The sequence below is a fragment of the Kordiimonas laminariae genome (assembly GCF_023008165.1).
Taxonomy (GTDB): domain Bacteria; phylum Pseudomonadota; class Alphaproteobacteria; order Sphingomonadales; family Kordiimonadaceae; genus Kordiimonas; species Kordiimonas laminariae.
Window position 1 is genome coordinate 385,699 of record NZ_JAKQZA010000002.1, and the last position, 14,850, is coordinate 400,548.

General features: G+C 44.8%; 13 protein-coding genes. 12 read left to right on the top strand and 1 reads right to left on the bottom strand.

The genetic code is table 11. The features are described 5' to 3' along the window. The first annotated feature begins 81 nt into the window (after positions 1-81). The 12 genes from MF542_RS05300 (at position 82) to MF542_RS05355 (ending at position 14,185) form a co-directional block, all read left to right on the top strand. The gene (locus MF542_RS05300) at positions 82-798 is read left to right on the top strand and encodes a TorF family putative porin (protein WP_247016700.1); all 717 of its coding nucleotides are present in this window, start codon (positions 82-84) and stop codon (positions 796-798) included. 333 nt (positions 799-1,131) lie between these two features. Then, positions 1,132-2,334 (top strand): pyridoxal phosphate-dependent aminotransferase, encoded by a 1,203-nt coding sequence (locus tag MF542_RS05305; protein ID WP_247016702.1) that lies wholly within the window; start codon positions 1,132-1,134, stop codon positions 2,332-2,334. Between the two features lie 10 nt (positions 2,335-2,344). Beyond that, entirely contained in the window at positions 2,345-3,292 is a 948-nt protein-coding gene (locus MF542_RS05310) for a DUF5700 domain-containing putative Zn-dependent protease (RefSeq protein WP_247016704.1), read from the top strand. Next, on the top strand, positions 3,293-4,150 hold the full coding sequence (locus MF542_RS05315) for a DMT family transporter (protein ID WP_247016706.1): 858 nt from the start codon (positions 3,293-3,295) through the stop codon (positions 4,148-4,150). Between the two features lie 75 nt (positions 4,151-4,225). Next, positions 4,226-4,507 (top strand): autorepressor SdpR family transcription factor, encoded by a 282-nt coding sequence (locus tag MF542_RS05320; protein WP_247016707.1) that lies wholly within the window; start codon positions 4,226-4,228, stop codon positions 4,505-4,507. Next, a complete protein-coding gene (locus MF542_RS05325) occupies positions 4,500-5,159 on the top strand; it encodes an SdpI family protein (protein ID WP_247016709.1) in 660 nt (219 codons plus the stop codon). The genes MF542_RS05320 and MF542_RS05325 overlap by 8 nt, the downstream gene beginning before the upstream one ends. Before the next feature lie 90 nt (positions 5,160-5,249). Further along, the gene (locus MF542_RS05330; protein WP_247016711.1) at positions 5,250-5,696 is read left to right on the top strand and encodes a Dps family protein; all 447 of its coding nucleotides are present in this window, start codon (positions 5,250-5,252) and stop codon (positions 5,694-5,696) included. Between the two features lie 136 nt (positions 5,697-5,832). Then, positions 5,833-7,035: a dipeptidase gene (locus MF542_RS05335; RefSeq protein ID WP_247016713.1), complete on the top strand. Its 1,203-nt coding sequence runs from the start codon at positions 5,833-5,835 to the stop codon at positions 7,033-7,035. Between the two features lie 24 nt (positions 7,036-7,059). Then, a complete protein-coding gene (locus MF542_RS05340) occupies positions 7,060-7,488 on the top strand; it encodes a phosphatase domain-containing protein (protein WP_247016715.1) in 429 nt (142 codons plus the stop codon). Positions 7,489-7,577: 89 nt separating this feature from the next. After that, complete coding sequence (locus MF542_RS05345; protein WP_247016717.1) at positions 7,578-10,901, top strand: S41 family peptidase; 3,324 nt, start codon at positions 7,578-7,580, stop codon at positions 10,899-10,901. Positions 10,902-11,061: 160 nt separating this feature from the next. Continuing rightward, positions 11,062-12,414, top strand: coding sequence for a spinster family MFS transporter (locus tag MF542_RS05350; RefSeq protein ID WP_247016719.1), 1,353 nt, complete (start codon positions 11,062-11,064; stop codon positions 12,412-12,414). Between the two features lie 601 nt (positions 12,415-13,015). Next, positions 13,016-14,185: a sulfatase-like hydrolase/transferase gene (locus MF542_RS05355; RefSeq protein WP_281501570.1), complete on the top strand. Its 1,170-nt coding sequence runs from the start codon at positions 13,016-13,018 to the stop codon at positions 14,183-14,185. Here MF542_RS05355 and MF542_RS05360 read toward each other — a convergent pair. Beyond that, positions 14,182-14,823 (bottom strand): TetR family transcriptional regulator C-terminal domain-containing protein, encoded by a 642-nt coding sequence (locus MF542_RS05360; protein ID WP_247016723.1) that lies wholly within the window; start codon positions 14,821-14,823, stop codon positions 14,182-14,184. The two genes, MF542_RS05355 and MF542_RS05360, sit on opposite strands and share 4 nt — an antisense overlap. Positions 14,824-14,850: the final 27 nt, after the last annotated feature.

Genomic DNA, 14,850 nt, shown 5'->3' on the forward strand with positions numbered 1-14,850 from the left:
TTTTAATATCAATTGCTTATTTGTTTAAAAAAACTGGCACACCCCATGCAAAGAAAGAGGCAATAATAACGGAGAAACTAAATGTCCATCAGGAAACGTTCACTTAAAGGCGCCGCTTTTTTTAGCGCCAGTTTATTTATTACTACCGCACTATTCTCAGTAGAAGCCGGCGCACAAGATACCTCTTCCCCTTTTAGCTTTTCAGGCAGCGCTACTTTGACAAGTGATTACCGTTTCCGAGGCCTTTCCCTTTCCGACAAAGATTTCGCCATTCAAGGTGGCTTTAACCTCAACCACGAAAGCGGCTTTTATTTGAGTACATGGGGTTCCTCAATTGAAAGCTTCAATGGTTCTGAACTTGAGCTAGACCTGTATGGCGGGTATGCGGGTAACATTAACAGCAATTTATCCTACAACGTTGGCTTCATCGCCTATCTCTATCCCGGCTCGTCCGGTGGTACTGATTACTACGAAACATACGCTTCCATAAGCGGGTCCGCTGACAAGCTCAGCTGGACATTAGGGACCGCTTACGCGTTTGATCAGGATAATATTGGCGGCACCGATAATATCTACATATACGGCAATGCCAGTTACCCGCTCACCAATTCACTCTCCGCTTCAGCCAGCCTTGGCTTTGAAGATGGGGCATTTGGTAACGAAAAATGGGATTGGTCTTTAGGCCTTTCTTACAGTTTCAGCAAATACTCACTATCCGTAAGTTATATCGACACAGCAAATTCGGGCTCGAACTTGGGCGATGCGGGAGTGATCGCGAGCCTGTCAGCATCATTTTAAGGAGAATATATGGGCACATAAACTCTTAGTGGCTACCTGATAAATTCAGGTTTTACCTTCCTGGGTAATATCATATCAGCAACCAACCCTCCCCGGTTTTGCTGATATACAAAGGGTAGACTTCACCCTCCCGAAGCCTATCCACCTTCCTTCCAGGTATTCCGGTTGCACTGGCCACAGCAACCGGAGTGCCAATCCCACCTAAACGAACGAAATAATATTTCAAACCCACAAGATAAAATACATTTTTCTTACCAACTAAGCATTGCCTGAAGGAACCAACGGGCCTATGGTGGCGGCACAATATCCATTCTTTTTTTGGGACGCTTGAAAATGTCTTTTTTGTCTAAATCTCTAGACCGCATTAAACCTTCACCAACCATGGCTGTAACAGCGAAAGCTGCAGAACTTCGTGCTGCAGGCAAGGATGTTATTGGCCTTGGCGCTGGTGAACCTGATTTCGATACGCCAGACAACATCAAAGATGCTGCAATCGAGGCGATCAAGGCCGGTGATACGAAATACACGAAGGTAGACGGCACACCAGCTGTTAAGGCTGCGATTATTGAGAAGTTCAAGCGCGAAAATGGCCTTTCATTCGAACCAAATCAGATCACTGTAAATAGCGGCGGTAAACACACAATTTACAATACCCTTATGGCAACATTGAACCCAGGTGATGAAGTTGTTATTCCAACACCATACTGGGTAAGCTACCCGGACATGACGCTTCTTGCAGGCGGCACTCCGGTGTTTGTGGAAACATCGATTGATACAAACTTCAAGATGACGCCAGAAGCCCTTGAAGCTGCCATTACACCAAAAACCAAATGGTTAATCTTTAACTCACCATCCAACCCATCTGGCGCTGCTTACACAGCCGAAGAGATTAAAGCCCTTGGGGAAGTTATTAAACGCCACGAACATGTTTGGGTATTCGCCGATGATATCTACGAACATATTGTTTATGAAGGCTTTGAGTTCACAACCTTTGCTGCAGCTGTACCAGAAGTGGCCCACCGCACACTAACAATGAACGGTGTTGCAAAAGCATATGCGATGACAGGCTGGCGTATCGGATACGCAGCTGGCGACCCTGCTCTCATCAAGGCTATGGCAAAAGTTCAATCACAAAGTACTTCAAACCCATGCTCAATCAGCCAGGCTGCAACAGTTGAAGCCCTTATGGGCCCACAAGATTACCTGAAAGATAGAGCTGCTGTTTTCCAGGAACGTCGAGATCTGGTTGTTAAAATGCTCAATGAGGCGGAAGGTATTGAATGCCCAACACCAGAAGGTGCCTTCTACGTATATCCATCCATCGCTGGCTGTATTGGCAAAAAAACTCCATCCGGCAAGACCATTGAAACCGACGAAGATTTCGTAACCTATATTCTCGAAGATTACGGCGTAGCTGCCGTACACGGTGAAGCCTTCGGCCTGAGCCCACACTTCCGAGTTTCATACGCAACATCCAATGAAGCCCTTATTGAGGCATGCACACGAATTCAAACTGCCTGTTCAAAGTTAAATTAAAGGAAAAATAATGAGACATATTTTGGGGGTATTGTTCTCAATTATCGCAGTAACCGGTAATGCAAGAGGCGTCGATTTTGACGCCTCAATGCTTTCGCAGTGTCTGGCGCTCGCAAATGACCCAACGAATGCAGAACTTCGAGAAAAGTTTGAGGTACATCCAAACAACGTGCTGATGAAAGAAGGCCTGCCTGATCGTTTCCAAATATCATATGAACAAATCAGCCAACAGCGCGAACGCTTGCAGAACTATTCTGATATACTGCCCGCTCTGAAAAAGCAGTTGGCAACACTATCTGCCGAAGCAACTGAATTTCTAGGCCCTAACGCCATACCAGAAAATTTCAGCATCCGCATTGTATGCGGCGCACGTTATGATGGGTTTGGCTTTGCGAGCGACGGTAAACAATATTTGTTTATGAACCTTCCCGTGATTTCCGCTGACTTCTTTCCGCATCTATTACGCCACGAACTCTGGCATGTGGGATACCGTAATCAAAATGAAGAAACAGCAAAAGTTTATGAAGGTTCGTCCAGTTCCCTTAAAAACCTAAGCTATATTATGCTTAATGAGGGGGTTGGGCATTATTACTCCCTACGCCGCAGGTTGGAGCCCAAAATCGTTTATGATAACTGGCCTGAACGCACAAAAGCTTTATTCACTAAGTTTCACGACAAATTCGATCAACTGGTAAACGCCGAAGATACAGAAACGAAAGATGAGCTTCTGTGGACATCTACAGCCGGAGGGCGTTTTTGGGATAAATGGGGAGCAGTTACCGGCGCCGTAATTACCTACCGCCTAAAACAGAAACTGGGCGTAGAGGTTCTACGCTCACTAATAACTTCCGGCCCTTGTGATTTTTTAAGTAAATATCATGAAGAGGCTAAACAGATAGAAAATTGGGAGAACATTCCCGATACTCTTGTACAAACAACCTGTTCGGTCTCAAATTAAATGGCGGCTTCAGATTTCTGGGCTGATCATTTTTCAACTATATTAATCCTGATCTCTGCCCTGTTTCATGCAGGGTGGAGTGCTGCGGTTAAATCAACACCCGACAAATTCTCCATCACCTTTATGATGTGCGCCGGAGGCGGTATTCTCTGCCTCCCACTAACGTTTTTTGTACCTTTCCCAACTTCTGAACTGTGGTTTTGGTTAATCATCTCGCTCATCCTTCATGGAGGATATCAAGCAGCACTCCTTAAAACGCTTGAGGCAGGGGACCTAACGCATGTTTACCCAATTGCCCGCGGTACGGGACCACTTTTTGTAGCTTTTATAAGTTTCTTCCTGCTTGCCGAAAAACTGACGCTGCCAGAATATTTAGCCATCACCATCATTGTTGGAGGAATATTTCTAACCGGCAGTTTTCGCTTTACCCCGGAAACTCGCAAAGCCACCATGCTTGCACTAATCACCGGAATTTTTATCGCAGGCTATTCAGTAATTGATGCAATAGGTGTTAAAACTGCCGACAACCCATTTAGTTTCATTATTTGGTCGAATGTTATTTTTGCCCCTGTCTTCATTGCCGCAGGTCTTAAATCGAGAGGCATAAGAATATTCCAAGACACACTTACCAACTGGCATATAGGGGTGCCTGTCATGATTATCGCTTATACAGGTTATGCACTAGCCCTTCTTGCATATAGACATGGCTCTATTGCCGAAGTTGCCGCCCTTAGAGAAACAAGCATCATATTTGCGACCCTGATCGGATTGATTGTCCTTAAAGAATCCTTTTCAAAAAGACGTACCCTCGCTGCAATAATTATTGCCTTTGGTGCCATCATTCTGAAAATTAATTAATAGCGTATCCTTGACATTTTGATCCACGCTCATTATTTCGTTTATTAGCGAAATAACAAATTATAGGCATACAATATGTCAGACGTATTCAATGCACTTTCCTCTCCTGTTCGCAGGGAAATACTGGAAATGCTAAAGGCCCAAGACATGACAGCGGGCGAAATTGCAGACCAATTGGATGTTGGAAAATCAACCTTATCCGGCCATTTCAATGTGCTGAAAGCCGCAGACTTGGTTTCCACATCTCGTAGCGGGACCACCATCACCTACAGCCTCAACACAAGCGTGGTGGAGGATTTACTCACATCTATCGTTGGCCTGCTTTCAAAGAACAAAGAGGGGAAAGAAAATGCTTAAATTACTTAAATGGCCATGGGCAATTGCTATCATCACACTGGCTGTAGGCCTCTATAGCTATTTCCAACTAGATCCATCAATTGAAATTCCGGTCCACTGGAACATCAATGGAGAAGTTGACCGTACAGCAAGCCCCCTTGGCGCTCTTCTCGGTGTACCGGGCACCTTCATCATTGTTTTGCTAATTCTTTCCTTCCTGAAACAGCTTGAGCCCAGAAGAGAGCATCTGGAACAATCTGGCAAAGCCTTTCAGGCCATTACTATTGGCGTTTCAATCGTTATTCTTATTGCTCAAGGTATGATTATCAGTGCAGCCTTTGGATACGCGACGATCACCATCAATACACTGGTAGGCGGTATCGGCCTGATGTTTGCTGTAATGGGCAATTATCTGGGCAAATTGAAATCAACCTTCTTTGTCGGGATCAGAACACCTTGGACCCTGTCCAGTGAAACGGTGTGGAAGAAAACCCACCGCCTTGCAGGTAAGCTCTATGTAGTTATCGGGCTTATCATTATCGCTCTATCCTTCTTAGTATCTGCCAAGGATCTAAGTTATGTACTTATCGCCGTACTCATGCCAGCGGCCTTCTTCCCACTTGGTTATAGCTGGTACATCTGGAAACAAGAGCAAAATGAATTAATCGAGTAAGACGATTAATTTCACAAAAATATGTAATTTTACAGATATGTTGGTAGTGGCTATATTTATTTTCAAGGAAACAACGCCGAGGAAATTGATATGACAAACGCTACCAACATTATCGCAGATGCACTAAAGCCAGTTCTCGCAGAATCTGTACAGCTTTATGTTTTAACCCAGAATGTGCACTGGAACGTTGTAGGCCCACTATTCCAACCGGTTCATGCCCTAACAGAAGAACAGTATCTTGAGTTAGCGCCAGCCATTGATGAAATCGCAGAACGTATCAGAACTCTTGGCTCAAAAGCACCAGCGGGCCTTGCTGCTTTCCAAAGCCTTGGTGATATCGCGGATGGCGACGAAAATGCCGCAGCGGAAGCAATGGTAAAAACACTTTCAGCGGCGCACCACCAACTTGCAGAACGTATTCGCCCAATCATTGGTCAAGCTGCTGAAGCTGGTGATGAAGTATCTGCTGGCCTCTTAACAGACCGCCTGACAGTACATGAAAAAGCTCAGTGGATGCTGAACGCAATGGTCGCCTAAACTAATTCCCCTCCCTAACTCCCTAGCCCTAAGCCGCCTCTCCCCAAGGCGGCTTTTTCTTTGCTAAGTCTTGCGAGCGCCACATTTATCAGGTAGCGATAAAGGCAATCAAATTCAGTTCTAGGGGGAGCTTACTATGAAAGCCTTAGTAGCAGGCGTTTCAATGCTTGCACTTGCCGCATGTGGCGGAAGCGAGACATCAGGACAAAATCAAAAAACAGAAGCCAAACGGATCGCATTGGAAACTATCGTTATTGATACACATATTGATGTGCCCTATCGCCTTGATAGAAAATGGGAAGACGTATCCTATAGCACCCATGGTGGAGATTTCGACTACAATCGGGCGGTAGAAGGCGGCTTAAACGCACCTTTCATGTCAATCTATACACCCGCAGCCCATGACGGTACTCCAAAAGCCAAAGAACATGCTCTTGAGATGATCGCAATCGTGAACCGCATGGTGTCAGAAGCCCCTGAAAAATATATTGTTGCCAAAACCGTTGCCGATGTAGAGCAGGCCTTCAAAGATGGTAAAATTGCTCTGCCACTCGGTATGGAAAACGGCTCTCCAGTGTCAGGAGACCTGAATAACCTAGATTATTTCTATGAACTTGGCATTCGTTACATCACACTGGCTCATTCGAAAGCTAATCATATCTCGGATAGCTCTTATGACGTAAACCGCCCAAACGATGGTCTTTCAGATTTTGGTAAAGATGCAGTAAACCGCATGAATGAATTAGGTATTATGGTGGATATAAGTCATGTATCTGACAAAGCATTTTGGGATGTAATGGAGATTACGAAAACTCCTGTAATTGCTTCACATTCTTCAGCACGGAAATTCACGCCTGGCTTCGAGCGCAACATGAACGATGAGATGATCAAAGCGCTAACTACAAACGGCAGTGTTATCATGATCAATTATGGATCCGCCTTCATCACCGAGGAAGCCAATCAATACGGCCCTAAGCGCACTGAGGCATACACAAAATATCTATCAGAGAACGGTATGACTGCTTCATCTGACCTTCAGGCCGAATTCAATAAAAAGTATGCCGAGGACAATCCGTATCCGTTCGCCACACTTGATGATGTACTTGATCATATCGATCATGTAGTTGAAATCGCAGGCATTGATTATGTAGGTATTGGCTCTGATTATGACGGTGTAGGTGATAGCCTGCCAGAAGGTCTCAAAGATGTTTCTACCTATCCAAACTTGGTCGAAGGCCTACTAAAGCGCGGCTACACAGAAGAAAACATCAAGAAAATCCTGTCTGGTAACCTTCTTCGTGTTTGGCGCACTGTAGAAGCATACGCTGCAGCTAACTAAAACATATTAAGTAAGGGCGAGTAATTGTTTTTTATCTTTGACTTAGATGGCACCCTCGCCCTTATTGAACACCGCAGGCATTATGTAGAAGGTAAAAAGAAAAACTGGCCCGCCTTCTTTCGCGCCTGCATCCACGATGCGCCCAACGATCCGGTTATTGCTACCTTTAAAGCCTTGGTTACTGCTGGCCACCGCGTAGAAATATGGTCCGGTAGATCGGATATAGTCCGCACCGAAACTGAAGCATGGTTGGAGAAACACGGCATCAAAGCGTCCTTCCTCAAACACATGCGCGAGGATAAAGATTACACCCCAGATGATATTCTCAAGCGAAACTGGCTTTTAGCAGAACATGAAAAGCCAGCCGCTATTTTTGACGATCGCAATAAAGTGGTAAGTATGTGGCGCGAGGAAGGCCTACCTTGCTTTCAAGTAGCGCCTGGCAGCTTCTAAATTACTAAGCCATAGTTTAGGTACATAGTATCTAGCATCTCACCATAGAATTGATAAGGTACTCCCCTAAAATAAGGTAAGGGGATGCTATGAAAACGCATATTTCAAAGGCACTGCTAGTTGCCGGGCTTCTTGGATGTACAAGCCTCAGCGCGACAGCGGCACCAAATAACGATTGGTTTCCGCAAGCGTCAATTTCGCCAGACGGAAAAACCATTCTGTTTACGTATCAGGGGGATATCTACAAAACATCGGTAAAAGGCGGCACTGCCGTTCCTCTTACGGTGAACGAAGCTTGGGAAGGCTATCCAATCTGGTCAAACGACGGCAAAACAATTGCTTTCGCTTCTACCCGCAATGGCGGCTATGATATTTATACAATGCCAGCTTCTGGCGGTACAGCAAAGCGCCTGACGTTCCATAGTTCAGGTGATGTACCAATGGATTTTGCACCTGATGATGAATCCATCACATTCCGCTCAACACGTACAGATGCTGCAAGCAGCAGCTTGTTCCCGCGCGGTTCACTCAGTGAAGTTTATACTGTTTCAGTAAATGGTGGCACACCTGAGATGGTACTGACAACTCCTGCTTCTGAAGCGCAGTGGAACAAAGACGGTTCTAAACTCTTGTACCGTGAAGAAAAATCACTTGAGAGCGATCTTCGTAAACATGATGTATCTGCATTCGCACGTGATATTTGGGTGTACGACGCCAAATCTGGCGCGCATACGCAGCTGACTGATTTCGTTGGCGGTGATCACAACCCAGTTTGGGGTAAAGGTGGTAAGGTTTATTTCACCTCTGAAGCTAATGACAGCACTTTCAATATCTGGAGCATGAATGAAGATGGCTCTAACAAAAAAGCTGTTACAAATTTCAAACAGCACCCCGTTCGCAGCCTAAGCATCGCTAAAGATGGTACAATGGCCTTTGTGCACCATGGTTCTGTGTACACAGTAAAAGATGGCAAAAGCCCTAAGCGAGTAAAAATTAATATCGCAACTGATGGCCATGGCCGAGATACAGAAACAATCACAGTTTCAAATCGTATCAACGGCTTTTCTCCATCACCGAACAGTAAAGAAGTAGCGTTTGTTGCTCGCGGCGAAGTCTTTGTAACATCGACAGACTTCCGCACCACCAAACGCATTACCAACACACCGGCGCAAGAACGTTCGGTTGATTTCCACCCGGATGGCAAGAAGCTTGTGTATGCGGCTGAGCGTGACGGCAAGTGGAAACTTGTTGAAGCTTCAATTGCTTCTGAAGATGAGAAATACTTCTTCGCCAGCACAACTATTGACGAAAAAGTATTATTCGATAGCGATAATGAAGCCTTCCAACCGCAGTATTCACCTGATGGTAAAAAGGTTGCTTTCATTTCAGACCGTGATGCTGTGAAAGTGCTGGATATAGAATCTGGTGAAGCTGTTACTGTGCTTAGCGCAGAGCATAACTATAGCTACGCTGACGGTGATATCACATTCGCATGGTCACCAGACAGTAAATGGCTAACAGTTGATTTCGCAGCCCGCAACCGCATCTTCGTAACCAACATCGCCGTGGTTCCAGCCGATGGCTCTGCAGCACCGCGTGATATCAGTCTTTCAGGTTATCAAGACGGCAGCCCTAGCTGGCACTCAGGCGGTAATGCTGTTCTTTGGTATTCAGCACGCTACGGTCAGCGCGACCATGGTAGCTGGGGCCGTGAATTTGACATTATGGCAGCTTTCCTGAACCAGGATGCTTACGACAAATTCACCATGTCCAAAGAAGAATATGAGCTAATGAAAGAGCTCGATAAGGATAAGAAGAAAAAAGAAGATAAAAAGAAGAAAGAGGAAAAAGAAAAAGCTAAATCTGAAGCGAAAGATGGCGATAAAGCCAAAGCTGCAGATAAAAAAGACGAGAAGAAAAAAGATAAAAAAGACGATGTTAAACCAATTGAAATCGATTGGGATGGCATCGAAGATCGCACACTACGCCTGACAGTACATTCAAGCGATCTGGCAGATGCTGTTCTTACAAAAGACGGCAGCAAGCTTTATTATCTCTCTCGCTTTGAAAAAGGCTTTGATCTTTGGCTTCATGATTTCCGTGAACGTTCAACAAAGCTAATAACCAAACTTGGTGCGGGGAACGCTTCTATTGAGCTATCGAAAGATGAAAAATCTCTCTTCGTTCTAGCAAATGGTAGCCTCGCTAAGTTCAGCCTGAATGGTGGCGGCACAAAACGCAAAGGCATCAGCCTGAACGCAACCATGGAACTGAAAGGCGATAAAGAGCGCGAATATTTCTTCGAGCATATCTGGCGTCAGGTTAAGGGTAAATTCTATAACCCGAACATGCACGGCGTTGATTGGGATACAATGAAGGAAGAGTATGCTGCCAAGCTATCGAGCATTGGCAACAACAAAGACTTCGCTCGCATGATGGAAGAATTGCTCGGTGAGCTAAACGCTTCTCACACAGGTGCTTATTATCGTGGTCGTACCGACAATGCAGATAATTCAGCTACACTCGGTCTACTCTTTGATATGACAGATACATCTGGTGCATTGAAGATCACTGAAGTGCTTGAAAAAGGTCCATTTGCAAAAGCATCGAGCGATGTAGAAACAGGCATGAGCCTTTCTGCGATTAATGGTGTAGCCCTAGGTAATGGTGAAAACCTTCATGAACTACTCAACCATAAATCTGGTGAGCGCGTACGCCTAACATTTACCAAGGCTGACGGTTCAAGCTTTGATGAGGTCGTTAAACCAATTCAACGCTGGCAAGAAAACGAACTGATGTATCAACGCTGGACTAAAAAGCGCGCTGCTCTTGTTGAAGAATTATCCGGCGGCCGTCTTGGCTACGTGCATGTCCGTGGCATGAATGATCCTAGCTTCCGTGAAGTATATTCCAATGTACTTGGCAAAAATTTCGACAAAGAAGCAATCATCGTTGATACCCGCTGGAATGGTGGCGGCTGGCTCCATAATGATCTGGCTAAATTCCTGTCTGGCAAGCAGTATCTGAAGATGAAACCACGCGGCAACAAAGTTTGGGAAGGTGACCCACTTGATCAGTGGTTCAAGCCATCCATTGTTGTTATGGGCGAAGGTAACTATTCTGATGCTCACGCATTCCCATATACATACAAAGCTCTGGATATTGGTGAAACTGTTGGTATGCCAGTACCAGGCACCATGACAGCGGTATGGTGGGAAACACTGCATTCTGGCGATATCACCTTTGGTATCCCTCAGGTTGGTCAGCTTGACCTCAACGGTAATTACCTTGAGAACCAGCAGCTTGAGCCTGATCATAAAGTGAAGAATGACCCCGTTTCTTCAGCAAACGGTAAAGACCTGCAGATTGAAAAAGCTGTAGAAGTTATGTTGAAGCAACTGGATGCCAAATAGGTATCAATCAAGGTAACAACAAAGGCGTCCGCTCATGCTGGCGCCTTTTTTATTGCCGCTACGGCTGCTTATTTCTTGCCTGCATGAAGAAAGGCCCTATCGTCACTTAAAGCCTGGGGAGGCATAGAACTGCATTTGTGCAGCTATGATGGGAGGATTTATGTCGGACACGACTGCAAGCTCACAGCCGAAGATGCTGTCGAGCCGGATGAAATATTATACACTGGCCATTCTTACGATTGTCTATGCTTTCAACTTTATTGACCGACAAATTCTCGTCATCTTACAACCTCTTATTAAAGCAGATCTTGATCTGTCCGATACACAACTTGGTCTTCTTTCAGGCATCGCATTTGCCGCTTTTTACACATTTATGGGCATCCCTATTGCTCGACTGGCCGACAAGAAAAACCGCCGAAATATCATCGCGATTTCCTTAACTATCTGGAGCGGGATGACCGCTATTTCGGGTCTTGCACAGAATTATATGCAGCTTCTGCTAGCGCGCCTTGGCGTTGGTATTGGTGAAGCAGGTGGCAGCCCACCAGCACATTCCATGATCAGCGATATGTTCAGCCCCAAGAAGCGCGCAACAGCGCTCGCAATATATTCTGCGGGGCTCTACCTCGGCGTAGTAATTGGTTACTCGTTCGGAGGTGTTTTAGGTGTAACGTACGGCTGGCGCACAACTTTCATGATTGTTGGCCTGCCTGGTATTCTCTTGGCACTTATTCTTTGGATAACAGTTAAAGAACCTCCTAGAGGACAATATGACAAAATAGGCGCAGAAGCCCCGCCTTCCTTTATCAATACTCTCCGTTTTGTATTGAAACTAAAAGCTTTTCCATATTTAGCAGTAGGAAGCGCGCTATCTGCTTTTGTCAGCTACGGTGTAAGCAACTTTATGCCAAGCTTTTTATTCCGTTACCACCTATCCGACCTAGCTGCTATGGGTTCTTCCCTTGGTTTCAGTGGTAGCTCAGAGTACGAGGTAGCCTATTCCATGATAGGTATTACCCTTGGCCTCGTGGGTGGTGGCGCTGGCATTATTGGTACTTTCCTTGGTGGATACCTCACCGATAAAATCGGGCAAAATGATGCACGCTGGTATATGTGGCTTCCAGGATTAACGGCTGTATGCGCTATCCCATTTGCCATCTATGCATTTCACACAAGCAGTGTAGAACTCGTTCTAATCCTAATCTTCATTGTAAACGTTCTGGGTACTCTCTACCTACCACCTGCTATTGCTGTTACCCACCGGTTGGTTACACCAAGAATGCGCGCCCTAAGTTCTGCTATACTCTTCTTCATTCTAAATCTTATCGGCTTAGGCCTTGGGCCGCTGTTCATCGGTATGATGTCTGATTTTCTTACGAAGATTAACGGTTATGAAAGCCTTCACTGGGCAATGACCATCGGTGCCTGCATCGCTCTCATCAAAGGATTATTATTCTGGATTGCCGGCAGAAATCTCAAACATGACCTACAACGCATAGAAGGTGGAACTTAAAGATAGCTTCGGAAATACAGGTTGACGTATTCTTCAACTAGGGGCAAAGCTTTTATAGAACAATAAATTAGCAGTTAGCCTCTGGTTTAGGATTATTATGCCGCGTGAGAAAAGACAACACAGCTACTTTGAATTTATCATCATTAGCTTGTTGATTTTCATTGCCTCAATGCAAGCCTTTGAATGGTCACTTGCGGGAATAATACCTATTCTCCACGCCGTGTTTTTATTATCAAGCTACCTGCTCGTGCGGCTTGTATTAGGCCGTCTTCATCCCGTTATAGGCTCAAGTATTTTTGCTGTCTCTGTATTGCTTCTCATCACTGAGATATCAATCTATCAGTTCACAGGTTTGCATCTAAACAGGTTTGTTCTGTCACTCTTGTTTCAACCCGATGCCAGCAATCAAACCGGCATTTCAGGAAACTTACTCTTTTTAGGAATTTCCGTCGTTTTCCTGATATGCCTTTGGCTCAGTCGAAAACTACTTACACCAGCATTTATTCTGAAAGGCCGATTACTAGCAATATCTGCTGTAATTTCTCTGACGTCCGCTCAGTTTACTTTTGGCATTTTGTTTTTCCATGGACAATCCGACGCTATGGAGGTTAAACGGGAACTCCCTTTTTTCGCGGTCAGCCCTTCTTATTACACTAAGAAATTCTTTAGTTTGTTTTGGGCACAAACACCCGAAACCCCGTTCGGTTACAAGCCGCAGAATTTCGCGAGACAAGATAATTCGACTAACACATCAGTCACATTCAAACGCCATAAGAACATCCTCTTAATAGTGACTGATAGCCTTCGTGCTAAAGACATTAAGCAAGACCCGACCCTAACACCAAACCTTAACCACTTCTTTGAAAATGGCTTCACTTCCTATGACCATCTAGCAACTGCAAACTGCACCCATTTCAGTTTCTACAGTATGCTATCTGGGAAACTTGCTACCAGCTTTGGCAACGCCAGACGGAGTGGTGGATCAAACAGCCTCATCAAAACTTTCGCAAACAACGGTTATAAAACCTCATCTAGTGAAGCCACTTCGCTTGATTGGTATGATGTTTCTTCCATTATATTCGCGAAGAATACCAGCAGGGTAACTTGGGGTGAAGATACTGATCATCTACGTAACGACACTCAGGTTACCAAGAACACGATAAAAACGCTGAAGGAATATGCGAAAGACAATACACCCTTCTTTCATCTCGCCTATTACTACGGCAATCATTTTCCTTATCTTAGTGAAACAGACACTACAGATTTAACGCTCAAGGAACGTTACCTCGCCAGCATCCGGACATTTGATACTCAGATAGCTGAGATACTCTCATATATAAACACCAGCGGGCTCGCAGATGACACTATAGTTATTGTTACTTCTGACCATGGGGAAGAGTTACAGGAAGGTGGTATTATGGGGCATTCCGGACGTCTGTCGGACGAACAGGTTTATGTACCATTTTGGCTCTTTGGCTTACCTCAAATCTACTTTCAAAATATCAGGAGTCACATTGACCTTCCCTCTATTATTTTAGCTTTCATGGAAGGTAGAGGCGCCACAGTGAACAACAGCCCAATCATACTCACCAACTGTGATTATGATTTCCCAAGCGCTTTCGCGGTATTACGTAAAAATAGCCGCAATGATTTCCTGTATGACCACGGGTACCTTAGCCCGATGCAGGAAAGAAACACTGAAACAACAAAAAAGCAACAGATTGAAGATGCCAATCTGTTGCTTGGAATAATTAAAAACTCAAAAAGCTAGCTAACAACTTTTAAGCTGTTGGCCACAATAGAGATAACTGTTTTTTTAGCGTCTTCGAACATATCATCTGCAAGAGGCTCTCCATCATTCATTGCATTAATTTGCGCTTCGAAATCTGCATAATGCTGGGTACTTCCCCAAATCATAAAGAATAAATATCTTGCATTAATGGACGCCATTTTACCTTCTGCTATCCAGTTTTGGATAATGCTTTCCCGGCTATCCAACCAAGGTTTCACCGTATTGGTCAAATAATCCTGCAAGAAAGGCGCTCCACTTGCCATTTCAATAGCAAACAACCGAGACCCATGAGGTCGTTTTCTGGCCAGATCCATTTTAGATGAAATATATTTTTCAAAAGCTACCAAAGGTTCTACTTCTTCATCAAATAAATCAGCAGCATGAAGCCATATAGAGCACACTTCTTCAATAACCCGCCGGTAAAGATCTTCTTTTGCGCCAAAATAGTAGTAGATGTTTGGTTTTGGTACCCCGGCCCGCTCCGCAATCAAGCCAACACTTGCACCCTTAAATCCCTTTTCAGCAAACACCGTTTCTGCAGCGGCTAAAATTTTTGCTTCGTTTTCTCTGCGAATATTCGCTTTATGGCCTGTCCCTTGGCCTTTTTTAACACTCATATCGTCCTCTCGCCGTATCCCTTCGGC